Annotated in this window: 19 protein-coding genes; 18 read left to right on the plus strand and 1 reads right to left on the minus strand. The window is 44.2% G+C overall.

The annotated features are described in order from the left end of the window. Nucleotides 1-58: 58 nt before the first annotated feature. The 13 genes from SIO70_RS15125 to SIO70_RS15185 all read left to right on the plus strand — a co-directional run bounded on the left by SIO70_RS15125 (nucleotide 59) and on the right by SIO70_RS15185 (nucleotide 15,295). Nucleotides 59-2,161, plus strand: coding sequence for a TonB-dependent siderophore receptor (locus SIO70_RS15125; RefSeq protein ID WP_320581694.1), 2,103 nt, complete (start codon nucleotides 59-61; stop codon nucleotides 2,159-2,161). 5 nt (nucleotides 2,162-2,166) lie between these two features. After that, nucleotides 2,167-2,874: an ABC transporter ATP-binding protein gene (locus tag SIO70_RS15130; protein ID WP_320581695.1), complete on the plus strand. Its 708-nt coding sequence runs from the start codon at nucleotides 2,167-2,169 to the stop codon at nucleotides 2,872-2,874. Then, nucleotides 2,874-4,265 (plus strand): ABC transporter permease subunit, encoded by a 1,392-nt coding sequence (locus SIO70_RS15135; RefSeq protein ID WP_320581696.1) that lies wholly within the window; start codon nucleotides 2,874-2,876, stop codon nucleotides 4,263-4,265. The genes SIO70_RS15130 and SIO70_RS15135 overlap by 1 nt, the downstream gene beginning before the upstream one ends. Beyond that, entirely contained in the window at nucleotides 4,265-5,716 is a 1,452-nt protein-coding gene (locus SIO70_RS15140; protein ID WP_320581697.1) for a DUF3526 domain-containing protein, read from the plus strand. Before SIO70_RS15135 ends, SIO70_RS15140 begins: the two co-directional genes overlap by 1 nt. Nucleotides 5,717-5,946: 230 nt before the next feature. Beyond that, complete coding sequence (locus tag SIO70_RS15145) at nucleotides 5,947-6,321, plus strand: hypothetical protein (RefSeq protein ID WP_143708815.1); 375 nt, start codon at nucleotides 5,947-5,949, stop codon at nucleotides 6,319-6,321. A gap of 257 nt (nucleotides 6,322-6,578) precedes the next feature. Further along, nucleotides 6,579-7,355 carry an MbnP family protein gene (locus SIO70_RS15150; protein WP_083722475.1) on the plus strand — a complete coding sequence of 259 codons (777 nt, stop codon included), beginning with the start codon at nucleotides 6,579-6,581 and terminating at the stop codon, nucleotides 7,353-7,355. Beyond that, nucleotides 7,352-8,353 carry a cytochrome-c peroxidase gene (locus SIO70_RS15155; RefSeq protein WP_083722474.1) on the plus strand — a complete coding sequence of 334 codons (1,002 nt, stop codon included), beginning with the start codon at nucleotides 7,352-7,354 and terminating at the stop codon, nucleotides 8,351-8,353. Before SIO70_RS15150 ends, SIO70_RS15155 begins: the two co-directional genes overlap by 4 nt. Before the next feature lies 1 nt (nucleotide 8,354). Continuing rightward, nucleotides 8,355-9,152, plus strand: coding sequence for an MbnP family protein (locus SIO70_RS15160; protein ID WP_320581698.1), 798 nt, complete (start codon nucleotides 8,355-8,357; stop codon nucleotides 9,150-9,152). Next, on the plus strand, nucleotides 9,133-10,182 hold the full coding sequence (locus tag SIO70_RS15165) for a cytochrome-c peroxidase (RefSeq protein ID WP_083722472.1): 1,050 nt from the start codon (nucleotides 9,133-9,135) through the stop codon (nucleotides 10,180-10,182). Before SIO70_RS15160 ends, SIO70_RS15165 begins: the two co-directional genes overlap by 20 nt. A gap of 2 nt (nucleotides 10,183-10,184) precedes the next feature. After that, the gene (locus tag SIO70_RS15170; protein WP_083722471.1) at nucleotides 10,185-11,111 is read left to right on the plus strand and encodes a transporter; all 927 of its coding nucleotides are present in this window, start codon (nucleotides 10,185-10,187) and stop codon (nucleotides 11,109-11,111) included. A 16-nt stretch (nucleotides 11,112-11,127) separates the two neighbouring features. Beyond that, nucleotides 11,128-13,467, plus strand: coding sequence for a TonB-dependent receptor (locus tag SIO70_RS15175; protein WP_320581699.1), 2,340 nt, complete (start codon nucleotides 11,128-11,130; stop codon nucleotides 13,465-13,467). 3 nt (nucleotides 13,468-13,470) lie between these two features. Continuing rightward, nucleotides 13,471-14,580, plus strand: coding sequence for a PepSY-associated TM helix domain-containing protein (locus SIO70_RS15180; protein ID WP_320581700.1), 1,110 nt, complete (start codon nucleotides 13,471-13,473; stop codon nucleotides 14,578-14,580). Nucleotide 14,581: 1 nt separating this feature from the next. Beyond that, nucleotides 14,582-15,295, plus strand: a complete 714-nt coding sequence (locus tag SIO70_RS15185) for an MbnP family protein (RefSeq protein WP_320581701.1) — start codon at nucleotides 14,582-14,584, stop codon at nucleotides 15,293-15,295. A gap of 488 nt (nucleotides 15,296-15,783) precedes the next feature. On the opposite strand, the gene SIO70_RS15190 is transcribed toward SIO70_RS15185, so the two are convergent. Beyond that, the gene (locus SIO70_RS15190) at nucleotides 15,784-16,650 is read right to left on the minus strand and encodes a helix-turn-helix domain-containing protein (protein ID WP_320581702.1); all 867 of its coding nucleotides are present in this window, start codon (nucleotides 16,648-16,650) and stop codon (nucleotides 15,784-15,786) included. A 145-nt stretch (nucleotides 16,651-16,795) separates the two neighbouring features. Here SIO70_RS15190 and hxlB point away from each other — a divergent pair, with 145 nt between their 5' ends. The 5 genes from hxlB to SIO70_RS15215 all read left to right on the plus strand — a co-directional run bounded on the left by hxlB (nucleotide 16,796) and on the right by SIO70_RS15215 (nucleotide 24,383). Beyond that, nucleotides 16,796-17,380, plus strand: a complete 585-nt coding sequence (hxlB, locus tag SIO70_RS15195) for a 6-phospho-3-hexuloisomerase (RefSeq protein WP_320581703.1) — start codon at nucleotides 16,796-16,798, stop codon at nucleotides 17,378-17,380. A 125-nt stretch (nucleotides 17,381-17,505) separates the two neighbouring features. Next, on the plus strand, nucleotides 17,506-18,141 hold the full coding sequence (hxlA, locus tag SIO70_RS15200; protein ID WP_083722465.1) for a 3-hexulose-6-phosphate synthase: 636 nt from the start codon (nucleotides 17,506-17,508) through the stop codon (nucleotides 18,139-18,141). A 422-nt stretch (nucleotides 18,142-18,563) separates the two neighbouring features. After that, entirely contained in the window at nucleotides 18,564-19,154 is a 591-nt protein-coding gene (locus SIO70_RS15205) for an RNA polymerase sigma factor (RefSeq protein ID WP_320581704.1), read from the plus strand. A 241-nt stretch (nucleotides 19,155-19,395) separates the two neighbouring features. Continuing rightward, nucleotides 19,396-20,535, plus strand: a complete 1,140-nt coding sequence (locus SIO70_RS15210) for a FecR family protein (protein ID WP_320581705.1) — start codon at nucleotides 19,396-19,398, stop codon at nucleotides 20,533-20,535. 281 nt (nucleotides 20,536-20,816) lie between these two features. Beyond that, nucleotides 20,817-24,383 (plus strand): SusC/RagA family TonB-linked outer membrane protein, encoded by a 3,567-nt coding sequence (locus tag SIO70_RS15215; protein WP_320581706.1) that lies wholly within the window; start codon nucleotides 20,817-20,819, stop codon nucleotides 24,381-24,383.

The following is a 24,383-nucleotide window of genomic DNA, read 5'->3' on the forward strand; positions in this document are numbered from 1 at the left end:
ATTACTATGGTCACGTGAGTGACATGGGATGCTATTTCCCATTTATAACTATTCGAAAATGCAACCTGCTATTAAGATCACAACAGCATTCCTGTTATGCACAACTATTGCTGCAGCACAGGATACTACTATTGGGTTTTCTTCCCAGCTGAAGGAAATCAGTATTTCTTCCAAATACTATAAGCCATATAGTCTCAATACGGTGTCCAGCGCCCTACGCCTGCAGACGCCACTGGTCAGCCTCTCACAGAATATCCAGGAGATCAGTCAGGACGTGATCCGGGACCAGGCCAGTTTTAATATGACAGAGGGAGTCTCCAGGAATGTAAGTGGGGTGGTGAGGCAAGAGGTGTCTAATAACCTCGGCCCCTATATGTTTATGAGAGGGGGACAGATCTCTACTCTCCGGAATGGGATCGACCTGACGCCTATTTATAGGGGACCTGTACCAGAAGATGTCTCGATCATAGACAGGGTGGAGTTTATCAAAGGACCATCCCTCTTTATGAGCAATATAGGAGACCCTGCAGGGACCTTCAATGTGATGACGAAGCAGCCTACCGGAAATGAAAGGAAGACGGTGGATGTAATGCTGGGGAGCTGGGATTTTTATCGGATTGCGGCTGACCTTGATGGGAATTTAAGTAAGAAGCTTCAATACAGGTTGAATGCAATGGCGATGACAGCCAACTCCTTTGTGAAGTATGATTTTAATAAAAGATTCCTCATTGCACCAGTGCTGAAATACAACCTGAGTGAGCGAACTGAGATTACGGCGGAATATACCTTTCAGCAATTCAGATATGGCTTAATGAGTCCGATCGTCATGTCACCAAAAGGGTTTGGTACGCTGCCGAATGACTTTACGATTTCAGAAAAGAGTCTGCCTCCCTATCATGTATCTGACCATACAGCCTTCCTCACCTACTTTCATCGCTTTAGTGACAATTGGCGCTTTACACTCAGAGGGGCATGGATGAGAGATGATAAGGAAGGGATATATATGTGGGTAACCGGCGTAAATACAGCGGATTCCGGTACACTGCTGCGCAATCCCAAATACGATCTGGACAGAACACAGGTATTCTCCGAACAGGCCTTTGTTAACGGGAAATTTATTACCGGGTTGGTGACGCACCAGCTGCTAGCCGGTGTGGATGTGAACCAGAAGAAATTTATTGCGGATAGTTATGTTTCCTATGATACCAACTATTATCCTTTGGATATTGACAACCCGGTGTATGGGACGGACATCCCGGGTTATCATACGCCTGGTGGCGTGAAAAATGGTAATACCCGGCAAAAGATCAATTATTACTCGTTATATGCACTGGACGAACTGTCGTTTTTCGCAGATAAGGTAAGATTGACACTGGGTGTGAGGTATACGTCTATCAAAACAAATAACGTGGTGTCTGGTGTGACGACAGCTGCTGACGATAAGGTGTTTACACCGCGGGTTGGATTGAGTTATACCATTCTGAAAGGGTTTACTGCTTATGGTTTGTATGACAGAACGATCGTACCACAGGCAGGTATGACCAGCTCCGGGGAAAGTATTGAGCCAATGAAAGGGCGCAGTGCAGAGATAGGGATGAAAAAGAACTGGATGAATGGAAGGTGGAATACAACGTTTGCACTTTACGATATTCAGCGGAGCAATATCATGCAGACTGACCCCGATAACAGCCTGTACAAAGTGCAGGTAGGTGAAACGGTTGCCCGTGGGGTGGATATTGATGTAATGGGACAATTGTTTAAAGGGATGAATGTGATCATTAACTATGCCTTCAATGATGCGAAAGTAGAAAAGGATGTGAGCAAAGCACTCATCAATACGCGTACGCCGATGTATGTAAAACATGTACAGAACACATGGCTGAACTATGAGCTACCCTGCGCCTTGTCTTTTTCATTGGGTTACCAGTACCAGGGGCAGCGTGGCGAACGATATGCCACTGCTACACAGCATAAAACCCCGGATTATTTCCGGTTAGATGCAGGGGTGGGGTATAAGTATAAAAAGTTAAAGGTAAACCTGCTGGTAAATAACCTGCTGAACAAACACCTGATTGCAACACCATGGTATAGAAACGGGCTTTATTACTGGGTACCACAGCCCGGCATTAACGGACGCCTATCTATCAGTTATAATATTTAAACTTTATGCTAATAGCAGAGAACTTAACAAAACAATACGGCGATTATACCGCTTTGGATAAATTGAATCTTGAGATTAAGACAGGTGAAGTATACTGCATGCTGGGATCTAATGGAGCCGGGAAATCCACTACGATCAATATCTTTCTTGGATTTATTCCTGCTACGGGAGGCCGGGCTTTGATTGACGGACAGGAAGTGGATGTCAATAATGCTGCCACACGAAATATGGTCGCTTATATTCCTGAGATTGTGAATCTTTATCCTACGTTGACAGGTATGGAGAACCTGGAATATTTTAGTGCGCTCTCCGGGTTTAAATACACCCGTGATGAACTGACTGCTTATATGCACACTGCGGGGCTGCAAAGCATTGCATTTGATAAAAGGGTCAACTCTTATTCTAAAGGGATGCGTCAGAAGGTTGGGATCGCGATTGCGTTAGTGAAAAAAGCGAAAGCACTCTTTCTGGATGAACCTACTTCAGGGTTGGACCCACACGCCAGCAATGAGTTTTCACAGATCATTATGCGGCTGAGTGAACAGGGCGTATCTACCCTGATGGCGACCCATGATCTGTTGATGGCGAAGAATCTCGGGAACCGGATTGGTATTATGCATAAAGGCAAACTACGGCATGAGATGCATGCAGCAGATGTTTCTGATGCGGATCTGACCAGGCTTTATATTGATGTTGTTAAAGAAAATTTGTAATGATCAGGATTATTTTTAAAAAGGAGCTGAAAGAGATCTTCCGCACTTCCAAAATATCCTGGATGATTGGCGGACTGCTGATCCTTACGATCCTTTCAGTTTATAATGGATATACCTATTATAAAAACCATAGCCGGTTGCTGAAGGAATCGCAGGAAGTGACTTATCAGCAGTTTATTTCACAGGGAAATAAAAACCCGCATTTAGGTGCTCACTTTGGTTTTTATGCATATAAGCCTACTGCTGATCTGGCGATGATTGACAATGGGATTGAGGATTATACCGGCAATTCGTTTTACCTCGAACCGCATAAGCGGGGCATTATAAAATTCAGGGAGGTGACAGATGCGACGAGTCTGAAGAGCTTTGGGTTCTTCAATATTGCTTACCTGGTACAATTTATCTTTCCGCTGTTTGTGTTCTTAATATGTCATAACATTTTCTCCAAAGAGTGGGAAAATGGAACGATTAAGATGTTGCTGAGCTCTAAGGCCGGGAAATTACAGTTGTATATGGGAAAGTTGCTGGCGTGTCTGAGTGTTGTTTTTATGATCATAGGTATTATCGTGCTGGCGGCTTTTGGGTTGTTGCTGACAGGTACCGGGCATTTCGGGGCAGTATTACCCAGCTTCCTGATCTTTGTCGTGGGGCTTTGTCTTTTTGCGATAATTATGACCAGTATTGCGGTATCTGTATCGCTCCTCACAAGGAGTGCGACGTTATCACTGGTGATCTTATCCGGTTTCTGGCTGACAGGAGTATTTTTGACCCCACGGTTATCTGCGGAGGTATCAAAGCAGACCTTCCCTTCTATTACTTCTATTGAGTTTGAGCATAGGACTTTCAATGAAATGCAATATGGCGTGAAAGGTGAAGGAACGAAAGATCAACGCCGGGAGCAATTGCTGAAGAGAACCCTGGCGGCGTATCATGTCGATAGTATTCAGCGGCTTCCGGTATTTTTTATCCCGATCACTATTGAGTTCTTTGAAGAATCTGATGGAAAAGTGATGGATAGAGCGTATTCGGCGGTGGAGCAGAACCAGGCAAGACAGGATGGATTAGTACGTTCGCTGGCGATATTCTCCCCGTTTCTGGCATTCAGGGATTTTTCTATGCATATGACTGCTACAGACATGAACACGCACAATGATTTTGCAGAGAAGGCTGAGATACACCGCAGGAAGGTGGGAGTTATTGTTGATGATTTTTATCAGGATCATGTGGAAGCTTCTAATGATTTCTGGAAAACGGTGCCACAGTTTAAATATGAGCCGCCTGGTACCGGTATGCGTTTTTCAGCAGCATGGAGTGCGATGGCAGTACTGGTTTGCTGGGGGGTGTTGACTATAGGGCTAATGATCTTCTCTTACCGTAAAATGTCTGTGTGATGCTACGAATTATTATTAAACATGAAATAAAGTTACTACTCAGAAATAAGGTGCTGGTATATTTATTTACGATCATCTTTTTTATTTTGCTGGCTTCCTTGTGGATTGGAAGCAGTATGTATAAAAAGCAGCTGGGGACGATTCAGAAAATTAAGCAGTATGATACTGAGATTACGGATAGTCTGCGGCAAAGGATACATCGTATTGAATCGAATCTTATGGTGTACCCGGGATTTATCTGGGACGATCCTACTTTTGCTTATAATACTGCGAGGAATGAGGGCCCGCAGTTTGCGATCAAGCAACCATTCCCTTTGCAGGCATTGAGTATCGGACAAAGTGATATTCAGCCTTTTTACTACAAGGTGTATATCAATAAGAAGCAATACCTGACGTATGACGGGGAGATTGAGAATAGTTTTTTGCAGTTCATTGGAAACTTTGATTTTTCTTTTGTGGTGGTGTACCTGTTTCCTTTGCTCATTATTATTTTCTCCTATAATGTGCTTTCTTCAGAGAAGGAACAGGGTACATGGGTATTATTGAAAACAAGCAATCAATCACTGGCGAGGTTGATCTTTTCAAGAGTGGGGATAAGATTTTTGTTGTTTACTGTTTTCTTCTGGCTGGTGGTGACTCCCGTATTAATGGTTTTGATAGGGAGTGCATTTGTTTTTTCGGATAACTGGTGGTGGATGGTGGCGTGTGTGTCGCTGTATTTTGCTTTCTGGTTTTCATTGTCGATGCTGGTAAATAGCTTTTCGATGAGTTCTGCCGTGAATGCGATGACGTTGATCTTTATCTGGTTGTTTACGGGAATCATTGTACCAAATGTTTTGCAGATCGGGTTAAATAAGATGTATCCTATTCCAAGCAGAATTTCGATGGTGATTGAGGAAAGGAAGGCGTTGAACAGTTATTTTGAGAAGGATGGGCAGGAACTGACGAAGGATGTATTCAATAATCCACGTACAATGATACGCCAGGCATCTATAGTTACGCCAGGGATGGTGTATGGATATGGAGTGATTGTGTATAAGAGCCAGGAGATTAAAGATGCGGCGGCTGAAGTGGCGGAGCGGAAATTGTATGGGCAGATTGAGCGGCAGCAGGAGGCGATCAGTAGTTTTCAGCTGGCAAGTCCGGCTTTGATGCTACAGGAGCAGCTGACGACACTGGCGGGCACGCATTGGCACCAGTTTAACAGCTTTAGTACAGATGTGGATACTTTCAGGAAGGTGACGCAAAGGTTTTATTATCCTAAAATGGCGTATGATTCTACGTATCGCACATTTAATAATGACGATGTGGATGCTATTCCGAGGTTCGTGCCAAAGCAGTACGCAGGATTTGGATGGAGTCCTTTATCCAGGTCGGCGCTGATTTATTTATTGATTACGGTCGGGGTGTTGATTGCGGGATATAGGAACTTGCTGGCAGTGGTAAAGTAAGCTGTTTTTTTGAAAAGTATGTTGCCGGTTTGAGCAGCATACTTTTCATATCCTGAGTTATGCAGTTACCAAAATATAATAAATTTAAGGTAATGCTTCATTCAAAATCAATAATGGGTACATTGCTGTAAATATTATTTTTAAGTGAGTGTGCAATCGTATGACTTTTGCCACCTTCTTTTCGAAATTTATATATAACTTGCATACAATTCTACAAATTCAGGAACTTAATGCGCAAACAACTAATAACGGCTTTCCTGCTGCTGCTCTGGCTTTGTCAGCTGTCGGGCCGTTATCTGGTAATGTTTGAATTTTACCTTAACCAGGAATATATAGCCAAAAACCTTTGTATCAACAGGAATAACCCTCAGATGCACTGTAATGGTCATTGCCAGATGAGGAAACAACTGAATGAGGAAGAAAAGAGAAACCAGGAAAACCCTGAACGTCGCGCAGAAAATAAAAGCGAACATTTTATACCTGGCCTGGCCACTATTACATTAGCTTCACCTGTTATTACTATTTCAAAAGCATATTATACACCTCTTATCATAGGATACCCTATAAGTGGCTCTACATCTATATTTCATCCCCCGGGAGCCTAGTGTCTGTTCCATAAAATTTACTTTTCAGTTTTAAATGCAGTACCTGCCGGTACCTGTTCCGGTATGTTCATGTCTTTTCAGTATGCGGAATTGAATCATTTCTTTCCGGCGGCTGAAAAAGCATGATCCTGATTTTCTTATGCGCAGTCAACGCTGCGGATAAGCAGGAAATCTTTATATCATAAAAATTCAACCTGATTTGCATTCACCCGAATGCATGATAATATTCTATTGCCCAATTTCAAACACAATCATTCATGAAGAAAATTTCTATTCTGCTGTCGTTCGCAACTATATTATTCTCGGCCTGTAGCAAAGATGATGACAAAGACACCTCTGATACGCTGAATGGTCAGACTGTACTGACCTTCGACTCAAAGGTGGGTAGCGACGATTTTACTTTAAATAAGGATGTCACGATCAATGGCGCTACTTACAATTTCACGCAGCTGCGCTATTGGGTGAGTAATGTAACGCTTACCAATACTGATGGGAACACCTATAAAGTGCCTTCTTCTTATTACCTGCTGGAAGAGAATAATGCGATCGCTGTGCAGGACGGTAGTTTTGAATATCCTGCCACAAAAAGAGAAGATGTGACCATTAGCGACATTCCTGCCGGAACGTATAAGAGCATTACTTTTTCCATCGGTATAGACGCCGTATATAATGATAATTTAAGTCTGCAGGCAGGCGAACTCTCCCAGTTAAACGGTATGACGAATGTATCCTGGATGTGGCACACCAGCTATATCTTCAGTTCCCTGAAAGGTACCCGTAACAGCACTGCTATAGCCGTAGAAACTGGTTTGAATACCAACTACCGTACGATCACCATTACGTTGCCCGGCAGTGTTACCATCAATGCCGCTTCCACAACAAATATCAAATTTTCTGTGGATGTTACGAAGATCATTGACGGCCTGGATCTGGCAACCACTCCGACAATAGGCGCTTCAGTGCCAGCCGTGATGACACAGGTTGCAGACAACTACAGCACTAAGGCTATCACCGCCACCACTATTGCCAAATGAGAATATTGATCTGCATATTTACACTGGCCATAATCGCCTGTTCAAAAACACAAAATACCCCGGCAGCTGTCATCAGCATTCCGGGGTATTTCCCTGCTTTGCCAGCTACACCAGACAATCCGCTGACTAAAGAGGGGATTGAACTGGGACGCCTGTTGTTTTATGATACCCGGCTTTCCGGTAATAACAAACTATCCTGCGCCAGCTGTCATCAGCAAAACCTGGCATTTACTGACGGGGTTGCGCTGAGCGATATCGGCGTATCAGGCAAACAGCTTCACCGGTCAGCACCTGCACTCATTAACCTTGCCTGGGCCACGAACGGCCTGTTTTGGGAAGGAGGCTCTACCAACCTGGAATCGCAGGCCCTTGGCCCCCTTACCAGCGAAGATGAAATGCACCAGAACCTGTACGAACTCATTTCCGAATTGAATGAAGTACCGGAGTATGTGCGCCGGTTCAAATCAGCTTTCAATAGTGAAATTACAACCGCTAATATTCTGAAAGCACTGTCACAGTTTGAAAGAACACTAATCTCGGCTAACTCTGCCTATGATCAACAGCAACTGAATATACAGGAGCAGAAAGGATTGACCTTGTTTAATAATCACTGCCGTTCCTGTCACAGCGGAGTACTCTTTACTGACAATAGTTTTCATAATAATGGTATTGACAGCGATTTCTCCAGCGATGCACTGGAAGGAATTTACCAGGGCAGGTTCCGGATCACGTACGATTCTGCCGACCTTGGAAAATTCAAGACACCAACACTCAGAAACATCGCCCTTACGGCTCCTTATATGCACGATGGCCGCTTTGCAGACCTGTTTGCCGTATTACAACATTATAGCAATGGTATAAAGCATTCGCCAACTACCGATACTATTTTATTGAACAAAGAACCACTCAGCTCAGATGACCAGGCTGCTATTATCGCATTCCTGCATACACTGACAGATACCGCCTTTATTCACAATACAGCTTTTAAACAACCATAAAATGAAGCAGAAATTATTCTTACTGGCCCTTATCGCATTCACTGCCTGTAGCAAAGAAACCGTTACGCCGGATAGCAGTGTAAAAGGCACCCTCTCTATACAGTTTGACAACATTGCAGGAGATAGAAATCTTCAGCTGGGCACAGGTGTTTATACGAACGCCGCAGGAGAAAAATTCTCTGTGGATATTCTCAAATATTTTGTAAGCAATATCAGTGTAAAGAACAGTAGCGGTGAAACCTATACCGTGCCACAGGATAGCAGTTATTTCCTCATCTCAGAAGAAGATGGCACAAGTCAGTTCGTAAAAGTCCATGTTCCCGAAGGAGAATATACCTCCCTCACCTTTGTACTTGGGGTAGACAGCCTGCGCAGCACGATGGATATTTCTAAACGCACAGGTGTACTCGATCCTTCCGGCGGTATGGATGAGGGCATGTATTGGGGATGGAACAGCGGTTACATCTTCCTGAAAATGGAGGGAACTTCTGATGCAGCTCCGATCGATGCCAGTGGTCAGCATAAATTCCGTTACCATATCGGTGGTTTTGGTGGTTATAATGCTGTTACTTTCAATAACATTAAAACGATCACAGTAGACCTCACAGCTGCCGGTACTGCCAAAGTAGTAGATGGCCGTGTCCCTAACATTCACCTCATGGCAGATATACTCAAGGTCTTTAACGGCACCACCAATATCAGCCTTGCAGAATGGTCTACTATTATGGTCAGCGATTATAGTGTGAATGTGGCTAACAATTACCAGAAAATGTTTACACATGACCATACCGAAAATTAGCCTTAAATACCGGCTCTTACTGGCGTTTGTGGTCTTCCTGTACGCCTGTGACAAAAAAGACGAAATTTCGGCCTTTATAGGCTTTGAACAGCCAGCCAATTTCCCGGAGCCTGTATACAACCTTGCCAATAATACAATCACCGAAGATGGGTTCATTCTCGGCCGTAAACTATTTTATGATGCGCGCCTGTCCCGGAATAATACTATCTCCTGTGGTTTCTGTCATTTACAAACATCTGCCTTCACCCACCACGGTCATGATGTAAGTCATGGTATTGACGATCGCCTGGGCAAGAGAAATGCGCCTCCCATCATGAACCTTGCATGGAATACTTCATTCATGTGGGACGGTGGGGTATTTGACCTGGATCTTCAACCCATCGCACCTATCACCAACGAGGTAGAAATGGATGAAACTGTGGAAAATGTCATGAATAAACTCAGAGCTACTTCAGAATACCCGGCGCTGTTTAAAAATGCTTATGGCAGTGAAGAGATCACCACCTCCCGGTTGATGAAAGCCTTTTCGCAGTTCATGGTGATGCTGGTGAGCAACCATTCCAGATACGACTCTGTACAAAATGGATGGGGAGCTACTTACACTGCGGACGAACAGAAAGGCTATGTGCTATTTGAACAGAAATGCAGCAGCTGTCATCCTGCACCACTGTTCACTGATTATAGCTTCAGGAACAATGGTATCGGGGTAGGTCCGAACAATGACCAGGGCAGGTACGATGTGACTGTAAATGCTGCTGATATGTACAAATTTAAGGTGCCCAGCCTCCGTAATCTTGGCTATACGGCGCCTTATATGCATGACGGCAGGTTTTACACACTGGCTGGTGTATTAGAGCATTACAACAGCGAAGTGCAGGATATGACGACCCTCGACCCTTTGCTAAAACAAAATGGTGTTTTGGGGATACCGCTCACCGCAGATGAGAAAACTTACCTGCTGGCATTTCTGAATACCCTCAACGATAAAACATTTATCACAGATAAACGATTCTCAGAAGAATCACAGTAATTATGAAAAAGAAACTGACGCTGCTGGTAATATTGTTAATGGCATCATACATAGTACGTGCCTGTGACATCTGCGGATGCGGTGTGGGCAGTTATTATATAGGCATTCTACCCGACTTTAAAAAACGTTTTCTGGGCTTACGTTACCAATATAAAACCCTACGGTCTCATCTTGGCGTGGGGGGAACCACTTCTTACCTCACCACAGATGAAACCTACCAGACAGCAGAGCTGTGGGGTGGCTGGAACATTGGTAAACGGTTCCGGGTATTGGGATTTGTGCCGGTTAATTTTAATAGCAGGGAAAATCAGGGTGTAACTATGCACCGTTCAGGTATTGGTGACATTGCCGTAGTAGGCTATTATCAACTGTTAGATACCCGGACCACCACCGGTAATGACCAGCTACTGGTACAATCCCTTTGGGTGGGCGCAGGTATCAAAGTGCCTACCGGAAAATATGAATCGACAGAACATGAAGAGAATGAAAATACACCGAATAACTTCCAGTTAGGTACAGCCAGCACCGACTTCTCAGTACATCTGATGTATGATGTACGACTTATGGACTTTGGGGTAAATATGAACCTGAGTTATAAAATGAACACCAGTAACAAGTATGATTACCGGTATGGTAATAAGTTCAGCAGCAATATTCTGGCTTATTATAAATTCAGGATCAATAATAAAGTATCTATCGCTCCAAACGCCGGTATACTCTATGAGACCGCCGTCAAAGACACAGAAAATAAAAAATATACCATCGATCAGTCCGGAGGTTATTCATTGATGGGGACCATTGGTGGAGAGGCAACATTTGGCCGTATATCGGCAGGCGCTAACTTTCAGCCGGTGATTTCTCAGCACCTGGCTAACCTGCAGGTAAAAGCGGGTAACCGTGCGATGGTACATGTGACATATTTGTTTTAAATAAAAATCGGGAATCATGTTGAAATTGTTCAGAGAAGCATTGCTAACTGTGATGTTGTTGCTGTTTTGTGCAAATGCACAGGGCATTGTAGTTACAGGCACTATCAAAGGGAAGGTGTTATCATCAGATGGTCAGCCAGCAGAAGGTGTCAGTATCATTGCAAAAGACACAAAATTTATGACCATTACCTCTGAGGAGGGCTACTTTGAGTTAAAATTACCTGCGGGTAATTACGAAATTATTTTTTCTTACATCGGTATCAAACCTGTACACCGGCAGGTACAGGTGACAGCCGGAAAAACGACGGCACTATCTGTCGTAACACTCGACCAGTCTGCCGCACAACTACAGGAAATCACAGTCAACAGCGCGAGGCAAAACAAATTTTACAAAAAGGAGTCTCCTTATGTGGCCAAAATGCCGCTGGAAAATTTAAAAAATCCGCAGGTGTATGCTACGATCTCCAAAGAGCTGATGGTGGAACAGGTCACCACTGATTTTGCAGGAGCCATGCGCAATGCACCCGGTGCTGCGCCCGGTGCCAGGGTCGATAACGGTAGAAACGTATATATGCTCAGGGGATTTGCCGAATCAGGATATATCCGCAATGGTATTACAAGTCCTTTGTACATGGATATAGACCCTGCTAACCTGGAACGGGTAGAGGTCATTAAAGGTCCTTCAGGAACTTTATACGGCAGTAGCCTGATCTCTTATGGAGGATTGGTGAACAGGGTTACAAAACGCCCTTTTAAAGCCTTTGGCGGCGAAGTAAGTTATACCAACGGCGGATTTGGACTGAATCGTTTCACTGCCGATCTGAATACGCCAGTCAACAAAGATTCCAGCCTGCTGCTCAGGATAAATGCTGCAGCACACAGGGAAGAATCTTTCCAGGATTATGGGTATGCCCATAATTACCTGGTCAATCCTGTTATCTCGTACAAGGTGAATGATCGCACGACGATTATACTGGAAGCTGAATATTACCACCGCAATGCCACACAGGTTCCCCTGTATAATATTATTTCAGGTTCCGGCGTCACGGACGTACGGCAGCTGAACAGCATTTATAAAAGATCTTTCTTTACCAACGAAGCTTATATGGAAGGAGGGGCGGTAAGCTACTATGGACAGATCAATTATCGTATCAATGATAACTGGACATCGCAAACCAACGTATCCTGGGCCAATAATAAGTACGACAGGCTGGCCTTTACTCCATATGTCATGAACGATAGCATGATCCAGCGCAGAACGGGTAAGATCAATTACGACACCAAAGCAATGGATATTCAGCAGAACTTCACAGGTAATTTTTATACAGGAAGTATCCGGCACCGCGTATTATTGGGATTGGATGTGCTGCAGCGCCAGTATTTCCTTTATAACAACGCCAGCAAAGGTATTTATGATACTGTCAATTTCCGAAAAGCAGCGACGCCGTATGTGAACAGGGAACAGTTACTCGCAGTGGCAAAAGGGCTGGCCGTATCCCCCTCTGCTAATAAAACCAATGTTTACGCAGCATATGCATCTGATGTCATAGAATTAACTTCCCGTTTAGATGTGATGTTAAGTTTGCGATATGATTATTACGACAACCGTGGTTCCTATAAGTCTACTACAGGGGCTACTACAGGCGCCTATCATCAGGGTGCATGGTCACCTAAGCTGGGTATTGTGTACCAGGTGGTAAAAAATCAGTTGTCATTATTCGCCAATTATATGAATGGCTTTACCAACCAGACGGGAGAAGATGCCAATGGTAAAGCGTTCAAGCCGGAACAGGCCAATCAGTGGGAGGGAGGTATAAAGGCAGAACTGTTCGAAAAAAAGCTGACTGCCAGTATTAGTTATTATGATATTGAGGTTAAAAATGTGTTGCGTACCAACCTGGAACAACCAGACTTCTCTATCCAGGATGGCACCCAGCGTAGCAAAGGGGCTGAAATAGAGATGATCGCGACTCCTGCCAGAGGATTGAATTTCGTAGCTGGTTATGGTTACAATGACAGCCGTTATACAGCAGCTGATGCGGATATAGAAGGTCATCGTCCGGCCAATGTACCTTTCAATGTAGCAAACTGCTGGGTCAGTTATACACTACAGCAGGGCGCTGCAGCCGGCCTTGGCGCCGGATTGGGTGCCAACTACTATGGTCAGACCTTTTATGACGACGCCAATAGCCTGAACGTACCGGCAGCTACAATCCTGAATGCATCTGTTTTTTACAACAGATCCAGGTACCGTATCGCGCTGAAAGCTGATAATCTGACAGACAAACGTTACTGGCTGAGTTTATCACCGCAAATGCCTTTGCGCATATCAGGTTCACTGGCATTAAAATTTTAAACCATGATCAGAAAGCTGCATTTATGGCTGGGCCTGGTTTCGGGAATAGTTGTTTTCATTGTCAGTGTTACAGGTTGCATACTTGTATTTGAAGATGAGATAAGGTATGCGACCAATCCTTATCTCCAAAATATTACTTCTGCCGGCTCCTTATTACCCCCTTCCGTACTGGCTGAAAAGGCGCGTGCAGCCCATGGGCAAAAGGCGGCCTACATTACCTGGGAGGGTATTCAACATCCGGTAGCAGTCAATATGCAGGGTGCGAAAAAGCGCTCGGAATCAGAAGTGGTATACCTCGATCCCCATACCGGTAGGGTATTGGGTATTATGGATATGAAAAAGGACTTTTTTCGCTTTATCCTGAAAGGACACTATTACCTATGGTTGCCTGAAAATATTGGTAAAGTGATTGTCCCTGCTGCCGTTTTAATGTTCCTGTTCCTGCTTATCACTGGCACTATATTATGGTGGCCCAAAAAAAGGAACCAGCTGCTTGCGGGTTTAACCATCCGATGGACAGCCAGGTGGAGAAGGGTCAATTATGACCTGCACAATGTGCTGGGTTTTTACAGCGTCCTGTTTTTATTGATCATTTGTCTGACCGGTCTTGTATTCGGTTATCAATGGTTTGCCAGATCAGTATATTTCATAAGTTCTGGTGGTCGTAAAATGGTCATGACGCATAAAGGGAAATCCGGGAAGCCAATGCCGGTTGAAAATATGGTCGATAGTATCTGGATGCGTCAGATGGCACAGGTGCCTTTAAATGAATCCAACAGTGTAGTGATCTACTTTCCTGTGAAACGGGAGGATGTAATCACGTTGTATTTTAACCCTGATCATACCACCCGTTACAGGCGCGATACCAGGTACTTTGATCAGTATTCAGGTAAAGAAGTAAACGGGAAGGGAAGTGGTTTTGGCAATGGTTTATATGCCTATGCAACTCCGGCAGATAAGATCAAACGGATGAATTTTGACATGCATGTGGGTGCTATAGGTGGGCTTCCCGGAAAGGTGATCGCTTTTCTTGCGTCTCTCTTTGCCGCCAGTCTGCCAGTTACTGGCACACTCATATGGTTAGGCCGGAAATTTAAATCTAAAAAAGGATAGTATGAAACGTTTATTCATTTTAATTGTTTTATTGGCTGTGCAGTTTAGTGGATATTCAACGCATGCAAAAAGGACAATGACTATTTCCTTTAAGCATATGATTAATGGTGTGCCACTGGTATTGAACAATAAAAAATATCGCAACGAACATGGTGACACCTTTACTGTGTCAAAATTGAAATATTATGTAAGCAATTTTAGTATGGTCACAGCTAATGGTCATGAGATCATATTGCCGGCAGCCTATTACCTGGTCAATGCTGAAGATAACAGCAGTACCAGCATCACAATTGCAGATTTTCCCAAAGAAAAAATCGCCAGCATTAAATTTATTCTTGGAGTAGATAGTGCCCGCAATGTATCGGGTGCACAAACCGGGGCGCTTGATCCTGCTAATAAAATGTTCTGGACCTGGAATAGTGGTTATATTTTCCTGAAACTGGAAGGTACTTCACCGCAGTCGCCTACAGGGAAAATATCATTTGATATAGGTGGAATTAAAGCTGCAGCAAATTCTATCCGTGTGCAGGAGGTAAAGATACCGGCCGGAAAATCGGATAATGGGAAGATCACTTTACAGGCTGATCTTGCGGACCTTTTCAGAGGTAAAGAGACGATTGATTTTTCTGCAATATATAAGGTGATGGGTGGTGCTAAATCGGTGAAAATTGCGGATAACTATGGTGTGAGTCTATTTTCTTTTTACGGGATCTAAAGTAGATATTGAGAATAGCGTTGTTTGATGAATAATTAATCCTTTCAGCGCCTTGGTTTGCAGGTCCATCTCAACACCTTTGCCATATTGTGTACTTCCTGTATCGTATAAGTAGGATTCGCCGGATCGGTCCGGATCGTATTTTTACCTTAATATCCAAATAACTGATGGGTACCGCTCAGCATATCTTTGGCCAGATCTGCACGATAGATGAGTTTGGGGAAGATTAAGAATGCTTAGGTATAAGAATTGAGTGGTCAACTTAGATGATGTTCTGCTAATGAAGATAGCTTTTTAGTATAAATTGTTGTTGTTTTTTTTAAAGAGTTGAAAATCAAGGTGTATTGCGTGTTTGACTTGTTCAATCCAAGTAAATAAAGGGTCGGAGTGTTCGATTATCGTCCCGCCAACGACCCACCTTGTAGAAAAGGACTTCTGAATAAGGAGTCCTTTTCTATTTATTATTACTTGCTACAGGGTTAAAATAATTAACTAACCAATGTATTCTGCAACGTCTCTACATGATGTTTCACATGCTTCTGAAACGCCTCCGGCGTCTGCCCGGTATGTACCTTAAAGAATCTGCTAAAATACGGCCTGTCTTTAAATCCTAACACCCATGCGATCTCCTTTATACTATTCTCGCTATGTATAATCTGTCGCTTCGCTTCTAAAATGAGCCTGTCATGCAGGAGTTGAATACTTGTTGCATTCAGCACCTCTTTCAGCACCTGGTTCAACCGCTTTGCACTCAACCCCAGTTTGTCTGCATAGAATTGCATATTCCGTTCTTCTATGTAATGATCTTCTAGCAATAATAAGAACTCATATGCACGCTTTTGATTTATATTCAGTGAGGTGAACTCCTCATTCTTCATCTTTATAAGATGTAAGAGGAACACTTTCAATAATGACTTGATCATCGCCAGATTGCCGGAGTTGTCTTTGTATTCGGCTTCCAGTAGTTCATATACCTTATTCAACCGTTCCACCTTGTCAGGTGTCAACTGCATGATCGTAAACTCTCCACTGATATTAAAGATCCTGAATACATCCAGCGCAAACTCTTTATCTTCTTCTTCTAATAGCTCTCTTTTAAAAGAGAACAAGATCCCCTTCTTCCCCGCTTTATTTAACTGATGTATCCTATACGGCGGCATCAGGTATACCCATTGCCCACGTACTGCCGCCAGCTCTGGCGTAGTCTGGTGCAAAGGATATTCATCCTGTAACCACAATACTTCAAAGAAATCTTTCCTCGCAGGATCATATAAATAACTCGGCGGACAACTATCCAGATTACGGATATATAACAACGCCCGGTCCAGTTGCACATTATTCTCTTCGACTCTCATTTTGTAAAGGTACGAACCCCGCATTGGATAATTTTCCCATTAGGTGGGATTTTAGGGAAAAAGGATCGCCCACATTTCCTTATTATCCAAGTGTTTGCGGTGATTGTATAAAGCAGACGGTACTATAACACCTAATTTTGTGCACATGTTCACATCTGATAAAAGCGCACTGGCAGAGCGATTACGCGCCGACCTGCCCATGATCCTGGAAGAAAATACAAAACTGGCCACTCAAATATCAATTGATGAATTGGCCATTCTCGCACTCATGCTCCAACAGGCAAAAAGGATATTTTTAATAGGCGCAGGCAGAACCGGACTGATGATGCGCGCCATCGCGATGCGCTTCATGCATCTTGGATTGAATGTACATGTAGTAGGAGAGACCACTACACCAGCTATCCAGGAGGATGATCTGTTACTGGCAGCTTCCGGCTCTGGTACTACCAGCGCTATTGTAAAAGCAGCAGAGAAAGCACATAGCGTAAGTGCCCGCGTAGCTGTGTTGTCTACTACAAATACATCGCCGCTGGCAAATGTTGCACAACTGGTGGTGATCATCCCTGCGGCACAGAAACAGGATTTTCACGGCGCGATCTCTGAACAATATGCAGGTAGCCTATTTGAACAAAATGTGTTGTTTGTAGGGGATGCTGTCTTCCAGACACTATGGAAGTTCAGTAATATCCCTGCTGAAATTATGTGGAAACAACATGCTAACATGGAGTAATGTCTGTTGGACAGGGTTACATCTCCGTGAAAATTATAGAAATAACATGCTAACATGGAATAGCCTCCTTCGGATAAAACAACCTCCTCATAGAAAAAATAAAACAAAAAATTTAAACTATCAATATGGCAAAATTACAAGTAGCAATAGATCTGCTCACTACTGAAGAAGCGTTGGCACTGGCGGGTAAAGTAGCTCCTTATGTAGATATCATTGAACTGGGTACTCCCCTGATCAAGAATATGGGTGTCAGTGTAATCACTGCAATGAAAAAAGCGCATCCTGATAAAATCGTATTTGCTGACCTGAAGACTGCTGATGCAGGTGAACTGGAAGCAGATATCGCTTTCAAAGCAGGTGCTGACCTGGTAACTGTATTAGGCGTAGCAGGTAATGCGACTATCGCAGGTGCAGTGAAAGCTGCAAAGGCACATGGTAAAGGTGTGGTCGTAGATACTATCGGCGCTCCTGACCGTGTGACAAGAGCAAGAGAAGCAGCTGAACTGGGTGCTACTTTCGTAGAACTGCACGCAGGTCTGGATGAACAATGGACACCAGGGTATTCAATTCAGGTTTTGATAGATGAAGCATCAAAAGCTAACACACCGGTATCTATCGCGGGTGGTGTAAATCTCCAGAATGTACAGGCGGTGATTAAAGCCGGTGCACAGGTTGCGGTGGCTGGTGCGGCGATTTATGCTGCTCAGGATCCTGCTGCTGCAGCGAAGGCACTACGCGAGGCGATTGATGCTGTTAATTAAGTTACGGGTAAATTCTTCTCAAATAAGGCTGTACCTGTCAAGGTGCGGCCTTTTGGTTTTGGGAGAATGGATGGCGGCAGGGGGAGGAATTTGTTTTAGGTTGGAGGTAGGGGAAAGGATTCTTATGTTTAGACTGGCTCCAGGAAGATTAAAATGAAGCGTTTGATATGGAGTCCTATATTTTTATCCTTTCCCTGCTACCCCAGTTCCTCCCACCTGCACTACCTTCCTTTAAATAATCCTTTTAAAAACACACAGGGCGTCTAAGTTTACCTCCTCAACAACAAATCTTCCATCCACCAACATACTTCCAAAACCACCTTCCCCTCAGGTGATCTTTCAAAGGGTATCACCACCAGGCGGCTCAGCAATGAGCCGTCTTTTATTTCATTCAAAAATTAGGTATACTTGTACCACAAAGGATGACCAATCAGTTTCTATACAATGGAATGGACGAGAATGACCTTTTTCTAAAAGTAGCAGAAGGCGACGAAACAGCATTTACGATTATCTACCAGCATTTCATGACCTTACTGGCCGGCGCTATGATGCGCCTCCTCCAATCTGAGAAAGACGTGGAAGAAGCCCTCCAGGAAGCATTCCTGCGAATCTGGCTCAACAGGGACAGCATCCCTGACATCACCAACCCAGGAGGTTGGGTAAGGAAAATAGTGATCAATGAATGTTACCGTCTGCTCAGAAAAAGAAAACTGCGTGATCGCCTGCAGGAAGATTTATTCTCCCTCGCAGACGATGATAGCTATGATAATGCTATCCAACAAGTCGCCTTCAATGAAACTAAACGCATCATTCAGGACGCTGTGGCCGAAATGTCGCCCCGCCAGGCCACTATTTATAACCTGAGCCGCATACAAGGTAAAACCACCAGAGAAATTGCAGCAACACTGCACCTGAGCAACGACTACGTGAAGAAAACCCTCGCCACCGCACTTGAAAAAGTAAGGAAAAAACTTATCGCCGCCGGAAAACTCCTCCCTTCTATATTATTATAGAAACCTCCGCCCCCCTATATTATCATAAAAAAAACCTCCCCCCATATTATCATAAAAACTCCTCCCCCTATATCATTATTAAAACCTCCTTCCCTCTATATTATCATAAAAACGCCTCCCCCTATATCATTATAAAACCTCCTTCCCCCTTATTATCATAAAAACCTCCTCCCCCTATATCACCATAAAAAATATTTTCCCCCCTATACCCCCCTTTTCCATTTCCAAGGGTCAATTAAATATGGACCACCAAAGATTAGCTGATTTACTAAAAGCCTATGCCGACAATTCCATCACCCTGGAAGAAACCGACGAATTGCTTACCTGGCTCGAAACCCATCCCAATCATCCCATGGCGGAAGAAGTGGGAGAGGAATTCCTGCTCGCCAATCAGCATGTCACCACTAACCTGGAACCATACCAACACATTGCCAGTAAAATTCTGGCCACCGACCGACCTGTCATCCGCAAGGTCTTCCCCATTAAACGCATACTATCATATGCAGCTGCCATCGCATTGTTAATGGGTGTATTATTATACAATCTGTTAAAAGAGAACCACCAGCCGGCTATTATTGCTAAAACTATTACACCTGCCATCAACGGCGCTATCCTTACCCGTGGTGATGGCCGGCAAATCAACCTCGATACCTTACAGTCCACCAACCTGGGTAAAGAAGAGGGCACTGCTATTAAATTAAACAAAGGACTACTGGCCTATGAAGGTTCGAACAACAGAGGAAACATGGTCTACAATACCATTCACACTCCCAATGGCAGAACCTTTCATGTCCTCCTGCAGGATGGCACCGGCGTATGGCTGAATGCCGGTAGCTCCATCACATACCCCGTTGCATTCAACGGCAAAACAAGAGAAGTCAGCATTACAGGAGAAGTCTATTTTGATGTTGCCTATGCTGTCAATCAACCATTCAAAGTGAACATCGACGACAGAGCTTGGGTACAGGTGCTGGGAACTACTTTTAATATTAACGCCTACAAAGATGAACCTTACATCGCCACTACCTTAATTCAAGGTGCTGTAAAGGCAGGCAACAACCAAAACGAAGCCATCCTGCATCCCGGTCAGCAGGCAATTGTCAAAGCTGATGGGGCCATGCAGTTAAAAGAAATAGCACCCACCGCCATCACCGCATGGCGCAATGGCCTCTTCCATTTCGATAACGCTTCCATCCCCGCCGTCATGCGCCAACTGGCTCGCTGGTATGATGTAACCGTCCGCTTCGAAGGTGCTCCATCCACCCGTTCCTTCTCAGGTGAGATCGGCCGTGATCTCAGTCTGCAGCAGGTACTGGCCATTCTTGAAACAATGAAAATTCATTATAAAATCAACAACAGGGAAATTATTATCACAGAATAAAAAAACCAACCATCAATTTTTTTTCATGCAACATTAAGAAGGGATAATACCGACCGTCAACTAAAATCAGTCCTGCAGAAAACAGGAACAAAGAATTGAATGAATAAAAAAACCGGGGATTCAGATTGGACCCTGCCCCCGGTTGATATTCAGGCGATCTCTTAAGAAATTTCTACAGCTTAAAACCACCACCTAAACATTGCAAAAGTATGCAAATTAAGGCGTATTGCGGCTCCGTTTTTAAGGAGAGACCGCTGTTCTCAACCAAAATCATGTTAGTCATGAAACTAACAACTGCTATTTTAATCGGCGCCTTCCTGCAACTGAGTGCCAATACAAACGCTCAGTTGATCAATTACACCGGAAAGTCCGTAAAGCTTGAAAAAGTATTTGAAGCCATCAAAGAACAAACAGGCTATGTGTTCTTTTATGATGATGCTGACATTAAAAACGCCGCTCCTGTAAACATACAGTTGTCTGGCGCAACAGTGAACACCGCCCTGCCGCAGGTTTTGCGAAACCAACCATTTGACTACAACATCCAGGGCAAAACTGTGGTCATCTCCCGCAAGGTAGACTTCTTCCCCATGGAGATGAAAAAAGACGGCCCTGTCAATGGTGTGGTCATGTCGCCAAACGGTCAGCCACTGGCCGGTGCCACGGTGACTGTAAAAGGAAAACCCGTGAGCGTACTCACCGATGCCCAGGGACATTTCTCAATCAATGTTCTGAGCAATGAAACCCTCATTGTCTCTTATATTGGTTATAGCCGTATTGAAATCCCTGTATCCAGGTTAGATGCATTGACGATGGGTAAGATGGAGAAAACACCCGGTGGCAACTATACCCGCATGGTATCCGGCGAAATGCTGATCGGCCTCGAACCCGTAGTCACTTCATTAGATGAAACCGTTGTAACAGGTTACCAGGTATTACGTAAATCGAGCGTAGCAGGTTCTGTGAGTTCGGTAAAATCTGCGGATCTCTACCTGAATGGTGTGAACAGCATCGAACAGGCACTACAGGGTAAACTCCCCGGTGTAGTTGTTACCAACACTTCCGGCCTTACTGGTGTAAGACAGCAAATCCGCGTACGTGGTACCTCTACCTTATTAGGTTCGCAGGAGCCGGTATGGGTGGTAGATGGTATCATCCAGCAGGATCCCTTGCCATTCAAAGCCACTACCCTGAATTCACTGGGTGATATTACGAGAGATAACTTTGATTATATCCGGGACTTCGTAGGCAATTCCATCGGCTGGCTTAACCCTAATGACATCGATGAAATCACAGTACTGAAAGATGCCTCTGCCACCGCTATCTATGGCGTAAAAGCGGCAAATGGCGTAATCGTGATCAATACCAAGAGAGGGCAGTCCGGACCCGCTACCGTTAGTTACTCTCTCAATACCAGCATGACTGACAAAGTAAATTATGACCGCCTGGAGATGATGAACTCCAAACAAAGAGTGGCCGTATCCAAAGAAATTTATGCACGCGGACTTGTATCCAACAGTATCAGTAACAATGTCGGCTATGCCGGTGCGCTCTCTCAATACCTGAATAAACAGATTACTGCCGAAGAATTTGATGCCAAAGTAGCAAGAATGGAAACGGTCAATACCGACTGGTTCAAACTGCTCTTCCGCAATGCTGTCAGCATGAACCATAACCTGAGCATTTCAGGAGGTAACCAGAACACCCGCTACTATGCCAGCTTTGGGTACAATACTACCAATGGTACTGCCATCGGTAATGATAGCAAAGCCTATACTGGTAATATAAATATTAATTCCCGCCTCTCTCCCAGGCTGAATGTAGGACTGCGTCTCTCTGCCAGCAACAAGGTGATCAACGGCTTCTATAAGGTCAACCCTTATGGATATGCCTCCGGTACCAGCAGGGCTATTGAAGCATATACTACCGATGGTGATCTGTCTTTTTATACTGCATCCAGTGGGTTTCAATATAATATCATCAATGAAAGGAACAATACTGGTCTCCGCACCAGCACGCTCTCAGCCAATACCAGCATGGATGTAAACTATGAAATCATTCCGGGGCTGGTATTTCAGACTTTATTTGGCTACAGTACCAGCAGTACCAATGGAGAATCTTATGCAACAGAACGTACTGAGTATATTGCCGGCATCAGGAATTATGACTATGGTACTGCAAAGTCTACTGATGTTGCGTATATCAACAGTAAAATGCCTGTAGGCGGAGAACTGAATGATGACGATAGCCGTAACATTACCTGGAACTGGCGTAACAGTCTTTCCTATAGCCATCTCTTTGCACAGAAACATGCGCTTACGGCCATGATCGGACAGGAGGCCAACAGCAGCAAGACTACAGGATTGTCTGCACGTACACTGGGTTTCCTCTATGGCAGAGGTAAATCTTTTGTTAGCCTGCCATTAACATATACTGCAAATGGGACCGCTAATCCACTCTTACTTGAAAATACGCATGTATACACAGATAACCTGGTAAATAATGTAGGTCTCTACGCAACTGTCAATTATGTATACGACAACCGTTATGTTGTCAATGCTAGTGTACGTTCTGATGCGTCTAACCGTTTTGGTCAGTTTACAGGGGAAAAATTCAACCCTGTATGGGCAGGTGGTGTGCGCTGGAATGCTGGCAGAGAAAAATGGTTTGACCACAGTGGCTGGATGTCTGATATGAGTGTGCGGTCCAGCTATGGTTTTCAGCGTAACATTGTAGCAGGTATCAGCCCTGACTTGATTATCAAAACACCTACAGGTGCTGCCAGTGCTTCAGTAGACCAGTTTACCGGTGAGTCGATGCTGACTTTAAGCAAATTACCGTATGCGGATCTGCGCTGGGAGAAGAACACTTCAGTTAACCTGGGATTTGACCTCAGCATTTTCCGTGGCAGGATACAAACTTCATTTGAATATTACTGGAAGAAAGGCAAAGACCTCATTACCCAATTGGCAGTGCCCGTAGAATACGGGGTTGAAACCATGCCGATCAATGGTGGTTCTATGATCAACCACGGCCTGGAAGTAAGCGCCAGCTTCGTACCCATCCGTACCCGTGACTTTACCTGGACGGTAAGTGCAAATACAGCTAAGAACTTCAACCAGGTTAAAAAGACAGGGACACAGTTGAATTCTTACACTACGGCTGCCAGCGGCACTTTGTACAAAGAAGGTTATCCCGTATCCGGTTTCTGGGCCTTTGATTTTAAAGGTATAAACCCTGAGAATGGTTTACCAATCATCAATCTTGCCGTACCTAAAGGTGCCGATTCTTTGAATGATCCTACCAGTTATATGCGCTATATGGGTAAGCTGGATCCATTGATTACAGGTGGCCTGGGTATGAGTTTCCGGTATAAGCGTTTTACGCTTTTTACAGACCTTTACCTGCAGGTAGGAGGCAAGCGATTCCTGAAAGCGGCGTATCGATTAAATCCGTTGTTGCCAAGAGAAGACGAAAACCTCTCTGCTGAACTGTTGCAAAGATGGACGCCCGATAATACAAATTCCAATTTCCCCGGACTGCCTGATAATAGAATTCCCTATACAAAGTTGCCGAATGGCAAGTATGCCCTGGTATATGATATGTATAACTACAGTACCGCACGTGTAGTAAACGCCAGCACACTGAGATGTAACAATCTGTCTATGGCCTATAGTTTTCCTGAACAGGTAATAAAGAAACTGAAGTGCAAAACGCTGAACATGTCAGGTGGCGTATCGCAGCTATTCTCTATTGTGAGCAGAGACTATAAGGGAAGGGATGCCGAAGTGGCTACCGGTGCGCAACCCCGTACCCGCACATATACCTTATCCGCCTCCGTTAGTTTTTAA

This window comes from Chitinophaga sancti, from assembly GCF_034087045.1.
Taxonomy (GTDB): Bacteria; Bacteroidota; Bacteroidia; order Chitinophagales; family Chitinophagaceae; genus Chitinophaga; species Chitinophaga sancti_B.

What these genes read in the sequence shown, in the direction of transcription:
- SIO70_RS15140 (WP_320581697.1), top strand. Translation starts at nt 4,265, where the DNA reads ATGCTACGAATTATTATTAAACATGAAATAAAGTTACTACTCAGAAAT.
- SIO70_RS15210 (WP_320581705.1), top strand. Translation starts at nt 19,396, where the DNA reads ATGGACCACCAAAGATTAGCTGATTTACTAAAAGCCTATGCCGACAAT.
- hxlB (WP_320581703.1), top strand. Translation starts at nt 16,796, where the DNA reads ATGTTCACATCTGATAAAAGCGCACTGGCAGAGCGATTACGCGCCGAC.
- SIO70_RS15145 (WP_143708815.1), top strand. Translation starts at nt 5,947, where the DNA reads ATGCGCAAACAACTAATAACGGCTTTCCTGCTGCTGCTCTGGCTTTGT.
- SIO70_RS15135 (WP_320581696.1), top strand. Translation starts at nt 2,874, where the DNA reads ATGATCAGGATTATTTTTAAAAAGGAGCTGAAAGAGATCTTCCGCACT.
- SIO70_RS15165 (WP_083722472.1), top strand. Translation starts at nt 9,133, where the DNA reads ATGACCATACCGAAAATTAGCCTTAAATACCGGCTCTTACTGGCGTTT.
- SIO70_RS15130 (WP_320581695.1), top strand. Translation starts at nt 2,167, where the DNA reads ATGCTAATAGCAGAGAACTTAACAAAACAATACGGCGATTATACCGCT.
- SIO70_RS15205 (WP_320581704.1), top strand. Translation starts at nt 18,564, where the DNA reads ATGACCAATCAGTTTCTATACAATGGAATGGACGAGAATGACCTTTTT.
- SIO70_RS15125 (WP_320581694.1), top strand. Translation starts at nt 59, where the DNA reads ATGCAACCTGCTATTAAGATCACAACAGCATTCCTGTTATGCACAACT.
- SIO70_RS15155 (WP_083722474.1), top strand. Translation starts at nt 7,352, where the DNA reads ATGAGAATATTGATCTGCATATTTACACTGGCCATAATCGCCTGTTCA.
- SIO70_RS15170 (WP_083722471.1), top strand. Translation starts at nt 10,185, where the DNA reads ATGAAAAAGAAACTGACGCTGCTGGTAATATTGTTAATGGCATCATAC.
- SIO70_RS15150 (WP_083722475.1), top strand. Translation starts at nt 6,579, where the DNA reads ATGAAGAAAATTTCTATTCTGCTGTCGTTCGCAACTATATTATTCTCG.
- SIO70_RS15185 (WP_320581701.1), top strand. Translation starts at nt 14,582, where the DNA reads ATGAAACGTTTATTCATTTTAATTGTTTTATTGGCTGTGCAGTTTAGT.
- SIO70_RS15175 (WP_320581699.1), top strand. Translation starts at nt 11,128, where the DNA reads ATGTTGAAATTGTTCAGAGAAGCATTGCTAACTGTGATGTTGTTGCTG.
- SIO70_RS15160 (WP_320581698.1), top strand. Translation starts at nt 8,355, where the DNA reads ATGAAGCAGAAATTATTCTTACTGGCCCTTATCGCATTCACTGCCTGT.
- SIO70_RS15190 (WP_320581702.1), bottom strand. Translation starts at nt 16,650, where the DNA reads ATGAGAGTCGAAGAGAATAATGTGCAACTGGACCGGGCGTTGTTATAT.
- hxlA (WP_083722465.1), top strand. Translation starts at nt 17,506, where the DNA reads ATGGCAAAATTACAAGTAGCAATAGATCTGCTCACTACTGAAGAAGCG.
- SIO70_RS15180 (WP_320581700.1), top strand. Translation starts at nt 13,471, where the DNA reads ATGATCAGAAAGCTGCATTTATGGCTGGGCCTGGTTTCGGGAATAGTT.
- SIO70_RS15215 (WP_320581706.1), top strand. Translation starts at nt 20,817, where the DNA reads ATGAAACTAACAACTGCTATTTTAATCGGCGCCTTCCTGCAACTGAGT.